The organism is Ruminococcus sp. 1001136sp1_2201st1_G3_2201SCRN_220225 (genome assembly GCF_040924365.1).
Lineage (GTDB): Bacteria > Bacillota > Clostridia > Lachnospirales > Lachnospiraceae > Blautia_A > Blautia_A faecis.
Genome location: NZ_JBCOME010000034.1, coordinates 24,589 through 46,682 on the forward strand (window position 1 = coordinate 24,589; position 22,094 = coordinate 46,682).

Annotated in this window: 19 protein-coding genes; 15 read left to right on the forward strand and 4 right to left on the reverse strand. The window is 43.6% G+C overall.

Annotated features, from left to right (window positions below):
• Positions 1-7: 7 nt before the first annotated feature.
• Entirely contained in the window at positions 8-988 is a 981-nt protein-coding gene (locus tag AB5642_RS11880; protein ID WP_173718599.1) for a DUF4203 domain-containing protein, read from the forward strand.
• Between the two features lie 153 nt (positions 989-1,141).
• Here the strand turns inward: AB5642_RS11880 and rfbD are convergent, their stop codons facing one another.
• The 4 genes from rfbD to AB5642_RS11900 form a co-directional block, all read right to left on the reverse strand.
• Positions 1,142-2,083: a dTDP-4-dehydrorhamnose reductase gene (gene rfbD / locus AB5642_RS11885; RefSeq protein ID WP_173718598.1), complete on the reverse strand. Its 942-nt coding sequence runs from the start codon at positions 2,081-2,083 to the stop codon at positions 1,142-1,144.
• A 14-nt stretch (positions 2,084-2,097) separates the two neighbouring features.
• On the reverse strand, positions 2,098-3,117 hold the full coding sequence (gene rfbB, locus AB5642_RS11890; protein WP_021926781.1) for a dTDP-glucose 4,6-dehydratase: 1,020 nt from the start codon (positions 3,115-3,117) through the stop codon (positions 2,098-2,100).
• Positions 3,118-3,144: 27 nt separating this feature from the next.
• On the reverse strand, positions 3,145-4,041 hold the full coding sequence (gene rfbA, locus AB5642_RS11895) for a glucose-1-phosphate thymidylyltransferase RfbA (protein ID WP_118581363.1): 897 nt from the start codon (positions 4,039-4,041) through the stop codon (positions 3,145-3,147).
• A 195-nt stretch (positions 4,042-4,236) separates the two neighbouring features.
• Positions 4,237-5,433: a methyltransferase domain-containing protein gene (locus AB5642_RS11900; protein WP_118581366.1), complete on the reverse strand. Its 1,197-nt coding sequence runs from the start codon at positions 5,431-5,433 to the stop codon at positions 4,237-4,239.
• Between the two features lie 300 nt (positions 5,434-5,733).
• Here AB5642_RS11900 and AB5642_RS11905 point away from each other — a divergent pair, with 300 nt between their 5' ends.
• The 14 genes from AB5642_RS11905 to AB5642_RS11970 all read left to right on the forward strand — a co-directional run.
• A complete protein-coding gene (locus tag AB5642_RS11905; RefSeq protein ID WP_118581369.1) occupies positions 5,734-6,474 on the forward strand; it encodes a DUF3825 domain-containing protein in 741 nt (246 codons plus the stop codon).
• Positions 6,475-6,769: 295 nt separating this feature from the next.
• The gene (locus tag AB5642_RS11910; RefSeq protein ID WP_173718597.1) at positions 6,770-7,495 is read left to right on the forward strand and encodes a hypothetical protein; all 726 of its coding nucleotides are present in this window, start codon (positions 6,770-6,772) and stop codon (positions 7,493-7,495) included.
• Positions 7,496-7,825: 330 nt separating this feature from the next.
• The gene (locus AB5642_RS11915; protein WP_173718596.1) at positions 7,826-9,940 is read left to right on the forward strand and encodes an NAD(P)-dependent oxidoreductase; all 2,115 of its coding nucleotides are present in this window, start codon (positions 7,826-7,828) and stop codon (positions 9,938-9,940) included.
• A complete protein-coding gene (locus AB5642_RS11920) occupies positions 9,937-10,842 on the forward strand; it encodes a hypothetical protein (RefSeq protein WP_173718595.1) in 906 nt (301 codons plus the stop codon). Before AB5642_RS11915 ends, AB5642_RS11920 begins: the two co-directional genes overlap by 4 nt.
• Complete coding sequence (locus AB5642_RS11925) at positions 10,818-12,659, forward strand: DUF2194 domain-containing protein (RefSeq protein WP_202017093.1); 1,842 nt, start codon at positions 10,818-10,820, stop codon at positions 12,657-12,659. The genes AB5642_RS11920 and AB5642_RS11925 overlap by 25 nt, the downstream gene beginning before the upstream one ends.
• Before the next feature lie 84 nt (positions 12,660-12,743).
• Positions 12,744-14,168 carry a GT4 family glycosyltransferase PelF gene (gene pelF / locus AB5642_RS11930; protein ID WP_173718594.1) on the forward strand — a complete coding sequence of 475 codons (1,425 nt, stop codon included), beginning with the start codon at positions 12,744-12,746 and terminating at the stop codon, positions 14,166-14,168.
• A complete protein-coding gene (gene pelG / locus AB5642_RS11935; RefSeq protein ID WP_173718593.1) occupies positions 14,149-15,618 on the forward strand; it encodes an exopolysaccharide Pel transporter PelG in 1,470 nt (489 codons plus the stop codon). Before pelF ends, pelG begins: the two co-directional genes overlap by 20 nt.
• Entirely contained in the window at positions 15,605-17,410 is a 1,806-nt protein-coding gene (locus AB5642_RS11940) for a CotH kinase family protein (RefSeq protein ID WP_237925810.1), read from the forward strand. The genes pelG and AB5642_RS11940 overlap by 14 nt, the downstream gene beginning before the upstream one ends.
• Positions 17,400-18,128 (forward strand): polyphosphate polymerase domain-containing protein, encoded by a 729-nt coding sequence (locus tag AB5642_RS11945; RefSeq protein WP_173718592.1) that lies wholly within the window; start codon positions 17,400-17,402, stop codon positions 18,126-18,128. The genes AB5642_RS11940 and AB5642_RS11945 overlap by 11 nt, the downstream gene beginning before the upstream one ends.
• 106 nt (positions 18,129-18,234) lie before the next feature.
• Positions 18,235-18,906 carry a DUF4956 domain-containing protein gene (locus AB5642_RS11950; RefSeq protein ID WP_118581390.1) on the forward strand — a complete coding sequence of 224 codons (672 nt, stop codon included), beginning with the start codon at positions 18,235-18,237 and terminating at the stop codon, positions 18,904-18,906.
• Positions 18,903-20,273, forward strand: coding sequence for a DUF4832 domain-containing protein (locus AB5642_RS11955; RefSeq protein WP_173718591.1), 1,371 nt, complete (start codon positions 18,903-18,905; stop codon positions 20,271-20,273). Before AB5642_RS11950 ends, AB5642_RS11955 begins: the two co-directional genes overlap by 4 nt.
• A gap of 63 nt (positions 20,274-20,336) precedes the next feature.
• A complete protein-coding gene (locus AB5642_RS11960; protein ID WP_118581393.1) occupies positions 20,337-20,573 on the forward strand; it encodes a hypothetical protein in 237 nt (78 codons plus the stop codon).
• 168 nt (positions 20,574-20,741) lie between these two features.
• Positions 20,742-20,864 (forward strand): hypothetical protein, encoded by a 123-nt coding sequence (locus tag AB5642_RS11965; protein WP_255610631.1) that lies wholly within the window; start codon positions 20,742-20,744, stop codon positions 20,862-20,864.
• A partial coding sequence (locus tag AB5642_RS11970) for a recombinase family protein (protein WP_368371643.1) occupies positions 20,861-22,094 on the forward strand: 1,234 nt, incomplete at its 3' end. The genes AB5642_RS11965 and AB5642_RS11970, both read left to right, overlap by 4 nt.

A 22,094-nucleotide genomic window follows, 5' to 3' on the forward strand; every position in this document is an offset into this window, starting at 1 on the left:
AACAGATATGGTTGATATTTTAAAAAATATTATGAATATTGCATACAGAGTTCGGGATATGCAGATCGCGGGTACTTTGTCCATGGCGTTATTTGGAGTAGTGCTTGTGTTCGGAATTATGAACTGTGTACTCGGATACCGTCTTTTAAGATTCTGGATGATGATCTTTGGATTTCTCATTGGAGCAGGAATCGGATTATTTGCCATTCATCAGATCGGATTCGGGGAAAAGATGTATTATGCAGTGGGAATGATCGGGGTAGGACTGGTACTTGCCATTCTTTCTTTTGCAGTGTTTAAGGCCGGTATTTTTATTATGGGAGCAGGAATTGGGCTGACGATTACTGTATATATTATCCATCCGACTACTTCTTTCAGCTTTTTCATCTGTCTTCTGGCGGGAGTAGGTCTCGGAATGCTGGCGCTTCGCTATGAAAGAGAAGTGATCATTGTGGGAACCAGTATTCTGGGTGGTATCTTAAGTGGCTTTTCTGCTGCCAAGCTGGCAAAAATGGAGGAAATTCCTTTTGGAATTATTTTTTCCATTGGGTTCGCCCTTGTGGGAATGTTGATCCAGTTTGCCATTAATAAGCCGAAATATGACGATGATTACGATGACGAGGAAGATGAGGATCAGGGGAAAGTACCAGAAAGACGACAGAAACGGGAAGAAGCTGACTGGGAGGAGGTTGAAAACGAGACAAAGCGCAGAGGGAAAAAAGAACGTGATGATAAAAAGAATCCTTCCAGGGAGCAGTACAGAAAGTATCAGGAAGAGTATGAAGATGATGATTTAGATGATGATCTGTCTGATGCAGATGACAAGGAAATTGATGAGATTCTGGATGAGTATGGCGTGGACGAGGAAGATGTGATTGAGGAATATCTGGAAGATTATTATGGCGAGAACAAGAGAAAGCCGCAGAAAAGACGGAAAAGTAAGAACAAGCGGAAAAACAGTGCCAGCCCTTATCAGAAGAACAGATAGATGAAATCCATTTTCAAACACGCTCTAGAGAGAAAGGCAGAAGAAAGTAAATAAAAACTATGAAATCCTGGAGTCAATAATGCTTCAGGATTTTGACTTATAAAGAAAACGCAGTCAATTGATTTTGAAATTGACTGCGCTTTGTTTTGTGAATTAGAATTCGATTTCCTTTAAATATCTTGCCAGAGCATCCTGCCAGGTTGGAAGAGGGGTGAATCCATTTTCTACCAGCTTCTTTTTGTTCAGACGGCTGTTAAATGGGCGTGCTGCTTTGGAAACTCCGTATTCAGCGGTGGTAACAGGAAGAACTGTTACTTTATCCTCGGCATACTCGGTATGTCCAAGCTCAACAGCCTGACGGAAGATTTCCTTAGTGAAATCATACCAGCTGATATAACCACCCTCATTGGTTGCGTGATAGTAACCGTATTTGTCAGTGAGAATCATGTCGATCATCAGGCGGGCAAGGTCATAGGTGTAGGTTGGAGTACCGATCTGGTCGTTGACAACCTTTAAGGTATCATGCGTTTTGGCAACGTTTAACATGGTTTTGATAAAGTTCTTGCCATTTTTACCAAATACCCATGCAATACGGATAATAAAAAATTTGTCAACATTGTTATAAACTGCAAGCTCTCCGTCAAGTTTCGTCTGACCGTAAACATTCAGAGGCTTGTAGGCTTTACAGTCTGGCTCCCATGGAGTGGTGCCCTGACCGTCGAATACATAGTCTGTGGAAAGATACATCATTTTGATGCCCAGCTTTTTGCAGACTTTTGCAATATTTTCAGTACCAAGAACATTTACTTTGCGGACGATTTCCTGTTTGTCCTCATCTTCAGCTGCATCTACAGCTGTCCAGGCTGCACAGTGTACCACGCCGTCCACGCCTGCTTCTGTAATGGCTTTTTCCACAGCGGAAGCATCTGTAATGTCTACAGAAATATAAGGCATTGTGGTGACAGCAGTACTATCCTGAATTCCGCTATACTCCGGGGCAAGGTCAGAGCCTACCCCTTCGTATCCGCGTTTGTTAAGTTCGTTCATTACATCATGACCAAGCTGACCGGCCACACCTGTTACAAACAGTTTCATAAAAACAGCCCTCCTTAGCGGTTGCCGTACATTTTTTCGTAGTAATTCTGATACTCTCCGGAAATAATGGTCTCCCACCATTCCTTGTTGTCAAGATACCACTGGATGGTCTTCTTTATACCGTCTGCAAATTTGGTTTCTGGCAGCCAGCCCAGTTCGTTGTGGATCTTGGTTGGGTCGATCGCATAACGCATGTCATGACCCTTACGGTCTGTTACGTATGTGATCAGGCTCTCTGGTTTTCCAAGCTCTTTGCAGATGATCTTAACGATGTCGATATTTTTCATTTCGTTGTGTCCGCCTACATTGTAAACCTCACCAACACGTCCTTTGTGGATGATCAGGTCGATGGCGCGGCAGTGATCCTCAACATACAGCCAGTCACGAACATTCTCACCTTTTCCATAAACAGGAAGCGGTTTGTCATTTAATGCGTTGGCGATCATAAGCGGAATCAGTTTTTCAGGGAAATGATATGGGCCGTAGTTGTTAGAGCAGCGGCTGATGGATACAGGAAGTCCATAGGTTCTGTGGTAAGCAAGTACCAGAAGGTCAGCAGAAGCCTTGGAAGAGCTGTATGGGCTGCTTGTGTGGATCGGAGTCTCCTCTGTGAAGAACAGGTCCGGTCTGTCAAGTGGCAGATCACCGTAAACCTCGTCAGTGGAAACCTGATGGTAACGTTTGATTCCGTATTTGCGGCAGGCATCCATAAGAACAGCAGTACCAATGATGTTTGTGTTCAGGAAAACTTCAGGGTTTTCGATGGAACGGTCAACGTGGCTCTCAGCCGCGAAGTTTACAACCATGTCCGGATGTTCTTCCTCAAAAAGCTTGTAAACTGCTTCACGGTCTGTGATGCTCTCTTTTACAAAACGGAAATTCGGGTTATCCATAACCGGTGCCAGAGTAGAAAGATTACCTGCATAGGTAAGGCAGTCCAGACAGATGATGCGGTAGTCCGGGTACTTTTTTAACATGTGGAAAATAAAGTTGCTTCCGATAAATCCGGCACCGCCGGTAACGATAATATTCATGATATAATTCTCCTTTGATTTTTATAATTAGTGAAGTACGTCCATATATTTGCCATCCAGTACGTCCTTCAGATACTGACCATACTGATTCTTCTTCAGCACGTTGTAAACTTCCATAACTTCTTCTCTGGAAATCCAGCCGTTTAAGTAAGCAATTTCCTCAAGGCATGCAATCTTACGGTGCTGATGGGTTTCTACTGTTTTTACAAAATTAGTTGCGTCTACAAGACTCTCATGTGTACCTGTGTCAAGCCATGTGAAGCCCTGACCAAGAAGCTCTACATTTAACTGACCTTTTTCCAGGTAAATACGGTTCAGGTCTGTGATCTCCAGCTCACCGCGGGCGCTTGGTTTCAGGTTCTTTGCATATTCAACAACTTTGTTATCATAGAAGTAAAGACCTGTTACACAATAGTTGCTCTTCGGATGCTCCGGCTTTTCTTCGATGGAAATGGCCTTGCCTTCCTGGTCGAATTCAACGATACCAAATCGTTCCGGGTCGTCTACATAGTAGCCGAATACAGTAGCACCTTTTCCTGAGCTTGCATTCTCAACAGCGGCTTTCAGACGCTTCTTAAGACCGTGTCCTGCGAAAATGTTGTCTCCAAGAACCATGGCAACCGTGTCATTTCCAATGAACTCTTCGCCGATGATAAATGCCTGTGCAAGTCCATCCGGGCTTGGCTGTACAGCGTAAGTAAGAGATACGCCGAACTGATGACCGTCACCAAGAAGCTCCTTGAAACGTGGGGTATCCTGTGGAGTGGAAATGATCAGGATATCACGGATCCCTGCGTTCATAAGAACGGACATTGGATAGTAGATCATTGGTTTATCATAAATTGGAAGCAGCTGCTTGGATGTGACCATAGTCAATGGGTAAAGTCTGGTACCGGATCCACCGGCTAAAATAATTCCCTTCATAATTTCGTTCTCCTTTGTTGGATTTGCTATATTGTTCCTATTGCGAACAATATCTGATTTATGCTGTCAGGTGCATAATTTCGTAGTCGTTCATGAATGCTGCCGGATTTTGGGCAGCATTTGTTTGCCCTGACCTGAGTCTGTAGCTACATTATAAAAGGTGACCTTACGTTACCTTCAAGACCTTTTTTACAATTATTTCAAGTTTGTTACTTTTTCACAAAGAAATACCCCTGCATCCTTGGTGATATGGAACCCATTTTCTGTTTTTTTCTTAACAAGGGCGCGAAAATCCTTGTAACGGTCTGGCAGATACTGGTTCTGATTGCCGTGGCAGGAGAGAATATAGGAAATTAAAGGTTCCGCATCGGTGACAATCAGTTCGTCCTCATAGGATTTCCAGGTAATCTGCTGAAAATAAGGGGAAAGGATATCCGTTCCATTTTCCCTGCCAAAGCGTTCGTACAGTTTATCTGCGGAGAGGGCAATCCTTTCATCGAAGGACTGGACTAGAAGGCTGACCTCCCGCATATGTCTGGAACCGTAGGTACTGCAAAGAAAACGTCCGCCTGGCTTCAGGATTTTTGTTACATTTTTGCACACCTTTCCAATGTCGTCACAGTAAAAAAGTACATGATTGGCAATGACCAGATCAAAGGTGCCAATCCTTGGAGGAATGTTGTGACAGTCAAAAGCTTTGAAAGAAAAACGGGGATCTTCTCCGCCAATGGCACGCCTGGCGTCACGGAGCATACCCTCGGAAATATCAGAAAGGGTAATGTGTATGTTCCCTGGCAGTTTTGATAAGTTCTGGGTCCAGAGAGCTCCGTCACCGCATCCAAGCTCCAGAATATTCATTCCCTCATGAATCTGGCACTGCTGGCAGATCCAGGGAAACCAGCCTTCCTGGTTTACAGAATAAAGACTGTGCAGGTTGATCCTGGAAGAAATGTTGGAAGCATTCTGGTACTGATTTTTCAGGCTTTTTTCCATAACAGTCAGATGAATCAGGTCCAGCATACGGCTCCAGTCCACGGTATGCTCCTCAGAAATGGCCTGGGCAGTATCTTTCAGTGTTTTTTCCACAAGCTGCATCTGTTCAATCCGGTCCTGTACAAGCTTCAGCTGTACATTCAGGGCATTGAGCATAAAATGGCTGTCCGGGTCTTCGATAGTCATCTCCCGGATATCCTCCAGGGAAAATCCAAGATATTTTAGCAGCAGGATCTGCTGCAGCCTTGCAAAGTCCGTGTCAGTATAAAATCTTGCGCCGGACTCGGATACAAGAGAAGGTTTCAGAATATCGTGCTGGTCGTAATAGCGGATGGTCCGCAGTGTTACTCCAGCCATCCGGGCAAACTGACCGGAAGAGTAGTAGCCGTCTTTTTTCAAAAAAACACCTCCTGGATTGCCAAATGTTATATTATATTATAGGGAAAATTTATCTGGGGTGCAATGGAAAGTTTGAGGCAGGTTATGGTTTATTACACTTACAAAAGAACAGCTTGCGGAATATTACTGGCAGATCCTGTCGCAAAGAGGCGAACGCTTTTCCTTGTGCTTTTTTTATCTGTGTGCTACCCTTTAAGCAAGGCCAGCGGGGCCGAAGATGAATCTTAAAACTGGCAGTTCTGTCAGTCTTTTTCCACAATAAAATGTAAGGAAGAGAAGAAAAAAGGACAGGAGGTTAACATGAACCTATTCGATTTTACCTACTGCGGTAATTATAACCGGCAGATCCAGAACCTGGCCAGGATATCCCCTGAGAAGTGGAGTTTTGGGCAGTCCGGGGATAACGGGATCCTGAAAGGTTATCTGGAAAATACATTCCGCAGACTGTATGAGGAAGGAAAAGTACGGGAAGAGAAAGAATATGCCCTTTTTCATACAGGACTCTTTAATCAATATTATCAGCCAATTTATGCTTATTTTGTTCCAAATGTAGTACCGGACAGACAGAAATGGTATCTGGAAGGATTTTATACAGACTACTCGCTTTTAAAAATAAAAATTACGGATCTGCCGCCCAGGGCTGCTTATGTGGAAAATCCTTCCGATCTGGTGTTTGATACCAAGCTGCCGGTGGTGCCTCAGTATGAGCATATTTTTGATGATGAGGAAAATGTGCAGCGGCTTCCTTCTGCAGTGAGGGAGAGCGGCATGCGGGTACAGCTTTTTGATGGAGCCTTACAGCAGACCAGACGGATACTGGAGTCAGACTACAAGGCTGCCATTCCTCAGTATTATAACCATTCCATTCAGCTTTTAATCCCAATCTGCCTTCAGAATCCGGGAATTCCGGATCTGGCACTGGCCTGTATGAAAACTCCGGATGGGACCAAATATCTGGGACGAACCTGTCTGACTCTCCGGATGGCCTATCACAATGCCAGACTGCTTGCAAGGCTGGACGGGAGCTGGCTGAGGGCGTGAAGAAGTTAGAGAAAATGAAATACCTTCAAAGAGGATATTGGAACAGCAATCGGAAAGCTGCAGTTTCCTGGCAATGTCCTGCTGTTATGGGGCAGATTGTGAACAGGGATAAAGAGTGTGAAAGAACTGTGACTTTCTTTCGGAAAAACTGTTCAAAATATATAAAACGTGTTACAATATAAAACTATCACAGAGAGAAAATCAGAGGTAAGGACTACATAAGACAGCAAGTCCTGGATCGATCAAAGAGGCAGGCGTCAGACCTTGGATTTTCTTACAGAACACAGGAGAATGTATGAGAATCGAATTAAAAGACGAAAATCAGGAAGAACCGCAGAAAATTGATGAGAACGACATCCGTTACAAACACGAGACCGATCTGACGAAGAAAGAGAAGCGTGAACTTGAGAAAATGAAGCTTGCCAGTATGGGCTGGAAGGGAAAGCTTCAGTATATCTGGGCCTATTATAAGCCACAGATGGCAGCCATTGTGGCGGTGATCGCTATAGCCTTTTTTGTAAAAGATCTTTACGAAAATTCCAGGATCCATACAGCACTTACGGTTATGGTAATTGACTCCTACGGAACGAAACAGGAGGAAGCCGAAGAAAAGGTACAGAAAGCGCTGGGAATCCAGGATGATCCATATGAAATTGTCACAGTAGACGAAAGCCTGCGCACCGGTGAAGACGGAGTTGCATTGGAATCCTACAGCCAGATGGCCTTTACCACCAAAGTATCTGCCAGGGCAGTGGATGTGCTTATTGGTTCCGAAGATTATATGGACGGTTTTGAGTTCAAAGATGAGTATTTTATGGATCTGACAGAGCTTTTGCCAGAGGATGTTTACCAGGTATTTGGGGAGCAGAATGACAAATACAGCATTACCATTGATTCTGATGAACTGGCAGAGGAACTTGAGGTGACCTATGAGCCTGTTAAGATCGGAGTTCTCGCTAATTCAGAGAATGTGGAGAATGCAGTGAAATGGCTGACGAAACTGGCAGAAGAATTATCGTAAATAATGAAGGGAGACGTGTGAAAGCTGCCACGTCCCCCTTCCTTTTTCTGTAAAAATATGCCGGATTTTCTGGGTGCATTTCACATCAAAGCTTTTTCAGATAGTGTTTTTCAATAAAAGAGAGAACTCCATATAGCCCCATGGCAATCAGACACAAAACCACAATGGACATCAGCACCCAGGTAAGCTTGAAGAAGTGTGTCTGCAATCTGAAAGAAAACTATATAAAATTCAGAAAAAATTTTGTAAAAATGTCAATAGGATATTTGACCGAAATAAGGTATCCTAAACAGACAGAAGAGATTCTAAAGGATAACAGGAGAGAAGAATATGAAGGTTTTGCTGGCCGGGAATACCGGCTATGTGACAGAAGAATTTGTAGAAGAAGCATTTCCAGAATGTCAGATAACGGTACTTGGAAATAAAATGATAAAGACAGTCCGGAGAAGGGAACTTATTTCCAGACCATTTCCCAGGACGGAACTGGAACTTGGAGATATTTTCAGAACATACGAATTTGAAGCTGTGGTATACTTTTCTAATTATCTGACCTTACATGGAGAACTGGAAGGGGAAGCAGAGAATCTGCGCAAGATCCTGCAATACTGCAGGAAAGGGGTTCAAAGCCATTTCCTTTACGTGACAGGACCAGAGGGAATGTATGATGTACCAACAGGCAAGACTCTGCTGGTGCAAAATGCAGAGGATGTGTGCAGACGCTATGCGGGACTGTACGGTCTGAAGGTAAAAATACTGCGGGTACCCTATTTATATTCCGGAACCTATAAAAAAGATTTCTTTTACAGAATTTTCCAAGCTTCGAAAGAGAGCCAGGAGCTGTTTTTTCAGGAAGCTCCGGAGCAGAAAGCCTGTTTTTTATATTCTATGGATCTGGCAGAACTGATGTACAAGCTTTTTGATAACTGGAATGATGAGGAAGAGGTATTGAATGTTCCAGATGTATTTGACATCTGTTTTCAGGATGTGACCGAAGAACTGAAAAAGGTTTTATCCCCGGTCTCCATTATCTATAAAAGCAGTGCCGTTGTAGAAAAAATAAAAGAAGACGACAGACAGATCCGAACAAACTATAACTGGTTTCCAAAGATTTCAGTATTAGATCATATTTCGGAAATGTATAAAGAATATAATGAATACACAAAAAACAATGGGGGAAAAGTAAGCTGGCTTACCAGACTTTTCAATCAGAACCAAAGATGGCTGCGGGTATGTGAGTTTGTGGTCTGCTTTCTGGCGTTCGAATTTTTGCAGCGTCTTCTGGGAAATCAGGCTCAGTTTAAGATGATTGATCTGCGTCTTGTGTTTATTGTCTTGTTTGGAAGTCTTTACGGTCTGGGATATGGAATTGCCGGAGCAGCAGCCCAGACAGTATCCTTGCTTCTGGCATATGAAAGCCAGGGAACAAAGTGGTATACCCTTTTTTACGAACCAGCTAACTGGATCCCATTTATCTTTTATTTTGCTGCAGGTGCCGTGTGTGGTTATGTGCGAATGAAAAACAGGGAAAATCTGGAATTTATATCAGAGGAGAATCAGCTGATCCGGGAAAAATTTCTCTTTATGCGTGATCTGTACCAGGCGACCCTTCAGGACAAAAAAAGATACAAAAAACAAATTCTGGGCAGTAAAGACAGCTTTGGAAAGATTTTTGACATTACCAGGAAGCTGGATATTGTACAGCCAGAGGAATTGTTTATTGAAACGATGCACATTATGGAAGAGGTTCTGGAGAATGAAACCTTTGCGTTTTATTCCCTCAGTCAGAAAAACGGCTATGGCAGGCTGGAAGCTGCATCTCCCAAGTCTCAGGGAATGTACTCTGCTTCTGTCAGATTAAGTGAGTATACGCTTGCCCTGGAAACCCTGGAAAAAGGGCAGGTATGGGCAAATCGGGATTTTATAAAAGGTTATCCCATGTATATGGCTGGTATCAGGAAAGAAGGCAGTCTGGTGATGTTGATCTGTATTCAGGAGGTAAAAAACGGACAGCTGACTTTATACTATATGAATCTGTTTCAGATTTTATGTGGTCTGGTAGAAACATCACTTTTACGTGCTCTTGAATATCAGGAAGCCACGGAATACAAGAAATATGTAGAGAATACGAGGATTCTGAAGCCGGAATACTTTGAAAAAAGTCTGGAGCTTCAGCATTCTATGCGTGAGCAGAAGATGGCATCCTATATCCTTCTGAAACTGAAGTATGGGAATATGACCATTGAGGATGCGGATGAGGCACTGGACCGCTGTATCAGAGAAAACGATATCCGTGGTATTTCTCCGGAAGGGGAGTTGTATCTGATCCTGACCCAGGCAGATGACAAGGCATTGCCAGTCATCCTTGAACGTCTGAAAAGAAATGGATTTGAGGGAAAGGTGCTTGATGTTCCGGTAGGAAAAGAGACAGCAGGAGTGGAATCATGACAAAAACAGCAATTGGAATCACGGCACTGGCGATTCATCTGATCATCTGCATACTGATCTGGTCAGGAATACGCACAGGATTTCTGAAAGCAAAGATGTACATGCTGTCTCTTGCCGTATTTGTACCAGTCTGGGGACCGGTGTGTGTCCTGCTCATACATTTTCAGCTTTTTTCCGGTACGGATCAGGTGAAAACAGTGGGAGTTGAAAAGCTCAGGGTTAACGAGGAAATTTATAAGAACATGTTTCCGGCCATGGAGGAAAATGACAGGGATGTGGTTCCTCTGGAGGAGGCTCTTCTTCTGAATGACCCTTCCAGGCGCCGGGAACTGATCATGAACGTTCTGAATGATAACCCGGGGGAATATGTGGAATTATTAAAGCAGGCACGAATGAATGAGGATGTGGAGGTAGTCCATTATGCGATTACAGCCATGGTGGAACTGTCCAAAGAATATGATTACAGATTACAAAAAATTGAGAAAAAATATACGAATGATCCAGATGATCCTGTTATTCTGGAGGAGTACTGTGATTTCCTGAAAGAATATCTGAGTCAGGGCTTTATGGAGAAGCAGATGGAACAGATTTACAGAAACCAGTATACCCAGCTTTTGTTAAAACAGCTGGAACAAAAGGTGAATCTCCATACCTGTGTCTGCCTGATGGAAAATCTTATGGTGCAAAGGGATTTTTTTCTGGCAGAAAAAGTATTGAAAATCATGGATCAGAACTGGCACAGAGGTGAAGAATACTGGATCTGGAAAATTCGGTATCTGGCAGAACGGAAAATGGGGAAAGAACTGAAACAGAGCTTACAGGCATTGAAGGAAGAGCATATCTATCTTTCTTCCAGAGGAAAGGAGGCACTGGGATTTTGGCTGGATGGATCAAAAAAGTGAAAGCTTTTCAATTTAAGGGAATTCTGGTGATCCTGGGCTGTTTTCTGCTTATAGGAGCCATTCTGTTTGCAGAACGATCCGGTCTGTCCTACCGGGAAAAGGCAAAGAAACTGACTTATCTGGATGCAGATAAAGTGGTTACGGAAGAAACTGCGATAAAGACACTAAAGCCAACCTGCCTTGTTCTTACAGACAGCAGTCAGGCGAACAGCACCATGGCGTGGATCCAGTTCGAGCAGATCTTTAAGGACATGAAGGTGGGTACTGATCTGGTTGATGTAAATCATGAAAGTATACCGGATGATCTGTCTGATTATGAGACTGTGGTCGTTCTTTTAAGCGATTTAAGTCCGCTGAAAGAAAATGTGCTGAAGATCAGCGACTGGGTAAAAGAAGGCGGAAGTGCCATGTTCGCCCTTACTCTTCAAAAAGATACTTATGTATCCCTTATTGAGCAGAAGCTTGGAATTGTATCTTCGGGTTACACAGAAGCCATGGTAAACAGCATTTATTTCGACAGTGGGTTTCTCGTCGGAGGAGGAAAAGCATACAAAGTCACAGACGGCTACGAATCGGCCTGGGCAGTGGAGCTGAGTCAGCGTGCAAGGGTATACGCCTGGGCGGATGATACGTCAGGCATTCCTTTGATCTGGGAAGCTGATTATGGAAACGGAAAGTTTGTAGTAGATAATTTTGGGTTTTATGAAAAAGCTTTCAGAGGCTTTTTTGCTGCATCCTACAGTCTTCTTACAGATGTGGGGGTATATCCGGTGATTAACGGATCCGTCTTTTATCTGGATGATTTTCCCTCCCCAGTTCCAAATGGAGATGGAACTTATATAAAAAGGGATTATGGCACCAGTATTGCGGATTTCTATACCAATATCTGGTGGCCGGATATGATCGCCCTTGCTACGGCTCACAATGTGCAATATACAGGAGTTATAATAGAAAATTATGAGGATGAAACAGACGGAGAGACGGAACGCCAGGATGATGTACAGCGGTTCCAGTATTTTGGAAATATGATCCTTCATCAGGGCGGGGAACTGGGTTATCACGGTTATAATCATCAGCCGCTCAGCCTGTCAGACACGGATTATGGAGATGCACTTCCCTATAAGACCTGGACAAGCTTTTCTGCCATGGAAAAAGCAATGAAAGAGCTGATGGATTTTGGAAAGGAAATGTTTCCGGAGACTACCATGTCTGTTTATGTTCCTCCTTCTAATGTTTTGTCAGAAGCGGGAAGGAAACTGCTGGGTTCCCTGTATCCCAAGATTCGTACTATTGCCAGCAATTATTTTTCCGGCGACTATGCTTATGTGCAGGAGTTTGAAGTGGCTGAAGATGGAATCGTAGAACAGCCGCGTATTATTTCCGGTGCGATCATTGACGATTATATGCAGATGGCTGCTTTGTCTGAGTTGAATATGCATTTTGTAAATACACATTTTATGCATCCGGATGACCTTCTGGATGAGGACAGAGGCGCTGCCCTTGGCTGGGAAAAGCTGAAAAACCGTCTGGATGAGTACATGACCTGGCTGAATGAAGCAGCACCGGCACTCCGAAATCTTACAGGCTCCCAGTTATCCGGTGCCATTGAAAGATATGATGCCCTGACCGTGGAGAAAGACATTACAGACAAGGAAGTGCATCTTCATCTGGGAAATTTTTACGATCAGGCGTATCTGATGGTGAGAATGAATAAAGGAACTCCGGTGCGTGTGACTGGTGGAGACTTGACTCAGGCTGCTGGGAATCTGTATCTGCTGAGCGCAGAACAGGAAGATGTGTACATTGAGTTCGAATAAATATAATGACAGCAGTGTCAAAAGGTCTTTTACTATTGGTAACATAAACATATGTATTGAAAATGCAGATAAAAGGAGAAAACAGTGAGAATCTGTCTGGTTTTGGAAGGGTGTTATCCTTATGTGTTCGGCGGTGTTTCTACATGGATGCACCAGTATATCAATCAGATGCAGGAGCATGAATTTGTGCTCTGGGTTATTGGGGCAAATGCAGAAAAAAGAGGAAAATTTGTCTATGAACTTCCAGAGAATGTTGTGGAGGTTCATGAGGTTTTTCTGGATGATGCTCTCCAGGTGAAAGAAAAGGGGAAAATGTCCCATATTTTTTCCGAAAAAGAACTAGAAAGTCTGAGCGAGCTGATGCAGATGAGGAGACCGGACTGGGAGACGCTGTTTTCCTTGTATCATGATAAACATTTAAACCCTATGGCTTTTTTGAAAAGTGAGACTTTCCTTGATCTCCTTATAAAAATCTGTAAAGAACAGTATCCGTATATTGCTTTTGCAGATGCCTTTCACACCATGCGTTCCATGCTCCTTCCTGTTCTGTATCTTATGGGAAGTGAAGTGCCAGAGGCGGATGTGTATCATGCCATATGTACCGGGTACGGCGGACTTCTGGCCTGTCTGGGCGGTTATGTGCACAAAAAGGATGTTCTTCTTACAGAACATGGAATTTATACACGGGAAAGAGAGGAGGAGATCATCCGTGCCAAGTGGGTGGTTCCATCCTTTAAGAAACAGTGGATTGCTTTCTTTTATATGCTGTCAGATATGATCTATCAGAGGGCATTTCGTGTGACCTGTCTTTTTACAAATGCAATGCGCACTCAGATTCAGATGGGCTGTGCACCTGGGAAGTGCCGGGTTATCGAAAATGGGATCGACTATGACAGGTTGTCTGGAATCCCCCTGAAAGAAGAGGATGGCTGGGTGGATATTGGAGCAGTAGTAAGGCTTGCTCCTATCAAAGATATCAAGACCATGATCTACGCTTTTTTTGAACTGTCTGCACATGTAAAAAATGTACGCCTTCACATTATGGGAGGAGTCGATGATGAAGAATATGCACAGGAGTGTTACGAGCTGGTGAAACAGCTGAAGCTGGAAAACATTATATTTACAGGGCGTGTGGACATTGTAAAATATATGGAGAAACTGGATTTTACCATCCTTACCAGCATTTCAGAAGGACAACCCCTGTCTGTGCTGGAATCCTTTGCTGCAAGACGTCCCTGTGTTACCACAGATGTAGGCTGCTGTCGGGAACTTCTGGAGGGAAAGGAAGAGGATGTGTATGGAAAGGCAGGTTATTATGTGGCACCTATGTACCGTGACGGACTGGCTCTTGCCATGGAGAAAATGTGTGAATCCAGAAGCAGGCGGCTTCGTATGGGGAAAAACGGACAGGCGCGGGTAAAGGCTTATTACAGACAGGAACGCATGATCCGTCTGTACCGGGAGCTTTATGAGGAGGTGATACAAAAGAATGGCTGGAATCGGATTTGAACTAAAAAAACTGTTTAACAGACAGGGACTTTTTGCTTCCTTCAGAGCTTACGGATATGCGGGAGTCGTATGTACCGGTCCGATGCTTCTTGGAATTGTATTGCTTCTTGGCGTTATGTATCTTTGTGATAAAACAGGAGGCAGCAGACACAGCCGGGAACTTCTGGTGTGTATGATCACGTATACCCTTTTGTTTTCCTTGACAGTTACCAGTTTTTTGTCTATGGTAGTTACCAGGTTTATTGCGGATATGCTGTACGAAGAAAAATACGATATGGTATTGCCTTCTTTCTGGGGCTCTACAGGGATCATGCTGGTGGCCGGCGGGATCCTGTATGGAATTTTCCTTATCTTTTCCGGAGCAGGACTTCTGGACGGATTGCTGTGTCTGTGGCTTTTTGGAGAGCTGACCGTTACCTGGAATGCAATGAGTTATATCACTGCAATAAAAGATTACAGAGGAATCATGCTGTCATTTACAGCTGCTATTGTGATCACATTTATATCCGGCTGGGTATTGCTGATGCTGGGAATTCCCCATGTGGAAGCTCTTCTGATTGCAGTGGCTGTGGGATACGGAGTGATGCTTTTGTGGGATGTGATCCTTTTGTATCAGTATTTTCCACAAGGGGAAAAGGGTGCCTTCCTTTTCCTAAGATGGGTGGATCAGTTTCTGCCTCTGGCATTTACCGGTTTTTTTATCAATATTGGACTGTTTGCCCATTTGGTGATCATGTGGGTCGGACCGCTTCAGGTACAGGTGCAGGGACTGTTTGTTGGTGCACCCTACCATGATGTGCCAGCTCTTGTGGCATTTCTTACGATTTTGGTAACAACAGTAAACTTTGTGGTTTCTGTGGAGGTGAATTTTTATCCGAAATATAAAAACTACTACAGTTTATTTAATGATAAAGGTGCTGTAGGAGATATTACCCAGGCAGGTGAGGAAATGTTAAAGGTATTGAATGTGGAATTGAAATACACGGCCTTGAAGCAGCTCCTTGCTACAGCACTTGCTATTTCTCTTGGCGGACTGCTCCTGGAGTATGTGCCGCTTGGATTTAACGATCTTATGGAAGGGTATTTCAGAACCCTCTGTGTGGGATATGGCATTTATGCGGTGGCAAATACCATGCTTCTGTTGCTTTTATATTTTACAGATTACAAAGGAGCGCTGGCGGCCTCTGGATGTTTTGCAGGAGGAACTGTGCTGTTTACAGTAATATCCCTGTTTTTTCCAAGAGTATATTATGGTTTCGGGTTTCTCACAGGCAGCGCAGTGTTTTTTCTGATTGCAGCCTTTCGTCTGGACTATTACACAAAGAGGCTGCCCTATTATATTTTGAGTGTACAGCCTGTGGTGGCCAGGGAAAGAAGAGGAAAGTTTTCCAGACTTGGTTTTTTCCTCAGCGAAAAACTGGAAAGGAGTCAGAATAGTGAAAAAATATAGAAAACTTGCATGTATTCTTGCCGGAAGTATGACCATGTCTTTATTCGCAGGCTGTATAGGGAATGGAGATGTAGTGCCGGAAGAAAAAAATGAGAGCACAGATACAGAAGAACAGGCAGCAACGGAAGCGTCACAGGAGATAAAAAAAGCAGATTCCCGGGATATTGACCAGGTTCATTTAAGAGATAAGGACAGTCTTTATGAAAACGATGACGATACCAGCGTGGTTACCATGTACCTCACTGTTTCAAAGGGGAATTCTTCAGAAAATACAGATCATACATGGGAAGAAATCAATAGTTATTCTGTCTATGATTATGAAGAGATGGGAGTGGACAGATATCAGGCGGCTGCACTTTTGCAGATAGGGGATGAAAATGGTCCGACAGAGGGAATGGTAGGATATGGGGAGAATGTTCCTAATGCCACGGTACAGATCCGTGGGCAGACTTCAAGCCGCAATGCCCAGAAAAACTATAAGATTGAGCTGAAGAAAAATAAAGGAACCTGGCGCGGACAGAGAACCATTAATTTGAACAAGCATATGACAGAAGGAATGCGGTTTCGAAACAAGCTTGCCTATGACCTGCTGAAGGGCATTCCACAGCTGATCAGTCTGAGAACACAGTTCGTCCACCTGTATGTAAAAGATACTACAGATGGTTCTGCTGACGCTGAATTTGAGGATTATGGATTGTATACCCAGGTAGAGCAGCTGAATAAGACTGGATTGAAGAATCATGGACTGGATTCCAATGGACAGCTGTATAAAATTAATTCTTTTGAATTTTACAGATATGAAGATGTGATAAAACTCCAGGATGATCCATCCTATGACAGTGCTGCTTTTGAAAAATTGCTGGAGATAAAGGGAAGTACCGATCATAGGAAACTGATTCAGATGCTTGAAGCAGTAAATGACTACAGTATTCCAATTGATACGGTTCTGGAAGAATACTTTGATGAGGAAAATATTACATATTGGATGGGATTTCAGATTTTGATGGGAAATGTGGATACCCAGAACCGAAACGTGTATTTATATAGTCCATTAAACTCAGATATCTGGTATTTTATTCCCTGGGATAATGATGGCAGTCTGATGAGACCTGAATATAAGATAACCGGTTTTAGTGATCAGAAAAGCTGGGAATCCGGCGTTAGTAACTATTGGGGAAATGTACTGTTCCAGAGATGTCTGAAATCAGAGCGTTTCCGGGAAAAGCTGGACGAAGCGATTCTGGATCTGAAAGAATATCTCAGTGAAGAGAGACTGGGCACTATGATTGAAAAATACAAGACTGTGGTGAAGCCGTATCTTTATGAGATGCCGGATGTGTTTTATGCACCTCTTACCAGTGAACAATATGATGAGCTTGCTGCAGCACTTCCGGAAGAAATAGAAAAAAATTATCAGCTCTATGTAGAAAGTCTTAGTAAGCCCATGCCGTTTTACATTGGTGTTCCTGCCGCAGTGGGAAATAAAATGAAAATAAACTGGGATAATTCCTATTCCTTTGACGCGGAGGATATTACTTATTCTGTAGAGATCGCAAAAGATTATCTTTTTCAGGATGTGATCTATACACAGGATGGCCTTCTGATCCCGGAAACGGAGCTGGAGCTTCCGGAAGCTGGACAGTATTTTATCCGTGTGCGTGCAGCCAACGAAGAAGGAAATACGCAGGATGCTTTTGATTATTATGTTACAGATGAAGGAAAGCAGTATGGCATGAAGTGCATCTATGTAACAGAAGATGGTCAGATCGAGGAAGATATTTATGAGGAATAAAAGCAGGGAAGCATTTCGAAATGAATGGAAGTATCTGATCAGTACCAGTGAAAAAGAAATGCTTACGCTTAGGCTGAAGCCATTTCTGCAGCCGGATCCCCATGCCGGGGAAGGGGGATATTACATCCGCAGTCTGTATTTTGACGATTACTGGAGCAGTGCATACGCGGAAAAGGAAGCCGGGGTACTGATGCGAAAAAAATACAGGATCCGGATTTATAACAATAATGACAAATTTATCAAACTGGAGCGGAAAAAGAAGTTTGGAAGTTATATTTACAAAGAGAGTGCACCGCTTACAAGAGGAGAGGTGGAGAAAATCCTGAAGGGGGATTATGCGTTCCTTTTGCGCAGCCCCCACTCTCTATGCCGGGAATTTTATATAGAATGTACCTGCAATATGATGCGGCCAAGGACCATTGTGGATTACGAACGGATTCCCTGGATCCTGGATGCCGGAACGGTAAGGATCACCTTTGATTCGGATGTGAGAGCGGCTATTGGCAGTTATGATATTTTTGATCCTGGATTGCCTGCGGTGTCTGTGCTGGAACCTGGAAAACTGATTCTGGAAGTGAAGTTTACAGAAATGCTTCCCCAGCTTTTACGCGATGTTCTGCCACCATCAGCAGCGGAATTTACAGCAGTTTCCAAATATGTACTCTGTTATGAGAAAACCAGGTATATGAATGGATTCGAGTACTGGTATGAGACATAAAAAGAAAACGTATAACTGTGAACTATGTTCACAAAAAATATCTCGCAAAATACTGCCTTCTGAATAATTACAAAAAAGCACAAAGAGATAAGTGGAGGAATTTTTTATGAGTGTAAAGGACATGATCAAAAAATCAGTTCTGGAATCCGGAGCGTTTACCAATTATGATGTTCCGGGGATTCTCACAGCTCTTGCGGCGGCTCTGCTGTTAGGGGCGCTGATCTATCTGGTATACCGGAAGTTTTACGCAGGAGTTGTTTTTTCAAGAACATTTGCTGTTACTCTGGTTGGAATGACAGTGCTTACCTGTATGGTAACCTTGGCTATCAGTACCAATGTGGTAATTTCACTTGGTATGGTAGGAGCGTTGTCCATTGTCCGTTTTCGTACAGCAATTAAGGATCCTATGGATCTTTTGTATTTGTTTTGGGCAATCACCACAGGAATTACGGCTGGAGCGGGAATGTATGTCCTGGCGCTTTTGGCGGCTGCGATTATGATCCTGATGATTGTATTGTTTTATCACAAACAGCAGAGAGGAAAAATCTATATTGCAGTGATCCACTATACAGGAGACCAGGCAGGGGATGAGGTAATCCGCTGCTTTGGAAAAAGAAAGTATTTTGTCAAATCCAAGACCATGCGCAAAGAAAAAACAGAGATGGCAGTGGAATTGTACTGCCGACAAAATGACATGGATTTTATGGAAAAAATCCGCAGCATTGAAGATGTAGAAGATGTCACTCTGATTCAGTATAATGGGGAATATCACGGATGAAAAAGATTCTGGCAGCAATGTTGCTGATTCTGATAGTCATTCTGGCAGCTGGCGCAGGTTATCAATGGTGGTCTTCCGGAAATGGAAACAAAAAGCAGTTTCAGAAATCCCAGGAGATTTTTGGAAATCCGCTTATGGGATATGCACCAAGTGCCTGGTATGAGAATGTGTCAGAGGATATTTCGCTTTTGTATATGGACATTACCTGGGCAGAATTAGAGCCGGAAGAAGGGGTGTATGCCTGGGATTCCATAGAAGAGGAAAACCAGATAAACAGGTGGAAAAAAGAAGGAAAGCATCTGATCCTTCGTTTTGTCTGTGACATTCCAGGTGATGAGAAACATATGGATATCCCCCGGTGGCTGTATGAGAAGACGGGGGAAGACGGAACCTGGTATGACGGTGAATATGGAAAAGGATATTCACCGGATTACAACAATAAGGTTTTTATAGAAGAGCATGAGAAGGCAATCAAAGCCCTTGGAGAGCATTTTGGAAAAGACGGGCTGATCAGTTATATTGAGCTGGGAAGTCTTGGACATTGGGGAGAGTGGCATGTAAATTACAGCGATGGGATTACGAGAATCCCTGAGGAAGCTGTAAGAAACCAGTATATTATGCCCTGGCTGGAAGCTTTTCCCGGCGTAAACATGCTTATGAGAAGACCTTTTCATATTGCAGAAGCTTATGGAATGGGGCTTTATAATGATATGACCGGGCATAAAGAGTCCACAGAAGAATGGCTGACCTGGATTCAGGAAGGTGGAGATTATGGACAGGCAGAGGAGAAAGATGCGCTTGGCAGTCTGCCAGACTTCTGGAAGACAGCTCCATCGGGCGGTGAATTTACCAGCTCTGTTTCCATGGAACAGATGCTGGTGACAGATCTGGAACAGACTGTAGAATTGGTCCGGAAGTCTCACACTACATTTTTAGGTCCGAAATATGCAGACAGTCAGTATAAAGATGGCTATGACAAAGTGCTTTTGAATATGGGGTACCGCCTGTGGATCTCAGAAGCTGCCTGGAAAAGGGAGGGGCAGGAAGATTGCCTGTGCCTGACCTGGAATAATGACGGCGTTGCTCCGCTTTACAAAAAATGGCCGGTATATCTGTATCTGGAGGATCCCTCTGGAAATACAGTGGAGAAGACTGAAATCAATATGCTTCTTTCTTCTGTTTTACCAGATACACAGCTTATTACTCGGACTGTATTTGAAACCCGGGATATTCCGGCACTTTTGAAGGAGGGATATGCTCTGTCTGTGGGAATTGAAGATCCCATGACAGAAAAGCCTGGCGTAAGGCTGGCAATGGAATGTGCTTATCAGAATGGCAGAAATATACTATGGCAGAAGGAAAAATAGAGTGGCTTTCGGTCCCTTTGCTTTCGGAAGAACCGGTAATAAAAAGTTGGAAGAGGTAGAGAAATGTCAGAAAAAATAGTGAAATACGAGTATGAATATGGCCTGTGTAAACGGATGCACTACCGTGGATTATGGTGCGTGCGTTATGAAGGTGTGCCAGGGCATTTTGAGAAAGCGGGTATGGCCTGTTCCTGTGCAGTGGATGGCTGTGATAAGGATTGTGCAGTTATGGAAAGTGCGGATGCCGTTATTGATCCGGAGTGGGAGTGGCATATGCTGGACAATCCGCCTGGAAGATAGAAAAAATTACGGCAGAGACAGGAAGAACTGCATATTATACCATAAGGCATGAAAACCGGAGTTGATAGTATGAGTCTGGCGGAATCCTTAAATTGGGAGCAAGAAGAGCAGTGCACATCCGTTTTTCCACGGTCTGTTACCAACCGGAAAAATCAGGAAAATTTAAAATTGTCAGAGAAAAAGGAATTATTAAAGAAAATCGCAGATATTCTTGCAGAGGAAAAATGGATTACCTCAGCTGAATTGTTGGTTTTGAAGGAAAAAATAGAAAAATACGGTGGCACTTTATGACCAGGGCAGTGATCTACTGCCGGTGCAGTACAGAAGAGGAGTGCCAGAAGGATGCGCTTATAAGACAGGCGGCGGAGGCAAGAGAATGCGTCTGCCGCCTGAACTGGTCCTTAGAGGATGAATATATAGAAAGCAGGTCCGGTACCAGCACCCGGGGACGGGAACAGTACCAGCGGCTTTTTTCTGACCTTCTTAGAGATAAATTTGAGATTGTGGTGATAAAATCCCAGGACAGACTGATGCGAAATACAAAGGACTGGTATGTTTTTGTGGATCGTCTCGTGACTTGTGGCAAACGGCTGTATCTCTATCTGGAAAACCGTTTTTACAGTGCAGATGACAGTCTGATCACTGGAATCAAGGCAATTCTGGCAGAGGAATATAGCCGGGAATTAAGCCGTAAGATCAATAACGCCCACCGGAACCGGCAAAAGACTGGAAGTGCCCTGATGCTTACTTCCAATACCTATGGCTACCGGAAGCTGCCCGATAAAAGTCTGGTGCTCATAGAGGAAGAGGCACAGGTGAAAAGAAAAATGTATGAGCTTTGTGCAGGAGGTCTTGGCAGCAGATGTATCGCCCGGATTCTGCGGGAGGACGGTGTGCGGAAACGAAATGGAAGTTTTTTTACCGATTCTGATATCCGCCGTATGATCCGAAATCCTGTCAATAAAGGTACTGTGGTCATGAACCGGAAGCATTATGATTTTGATACCAGGCAGGTGGTAAAAAATCCACAGGAACAGTTTTATATTTATGAAAACCGGATTCCGGCAATTGTGTCAGAAGAACTGTGGAAGGCTGCCAATGAAGAAATCGACAAAAGAAAGAAACTTGTCGGAAACCAGGAGAGAACGGCCAGGTGCTTTGGAGTAAATCCGGGAAAGCATGTGTTTAGCGGAAAATTGGTCTGTGGTTTGTGCGGGGCTCCTTTTTACCGGACAACAAGAAAGGGAAAAAACCATAAAATCCATGAATGGAAATGTAAAACTTATCTGGAACAGGGGAGAAAAAAGGAGGAAAAGCCAGGCGGCTGTGCCAATATCCATCTGGAAGAGGAAAAATTGTTTCTTCTTCTGGAAAGGTCCGGAGGAAAAGAAATCCTGCTAGATCAGGAAAGGGAGATTACGGATTCTTTCATGCAGCTTTTGAAGGAAAGTCTGGAAGAAAACCAAAAGAAGAATTTGGAAAAGTACGAACAGCTGGAAAAAAAGATTAAATACCAGCAAC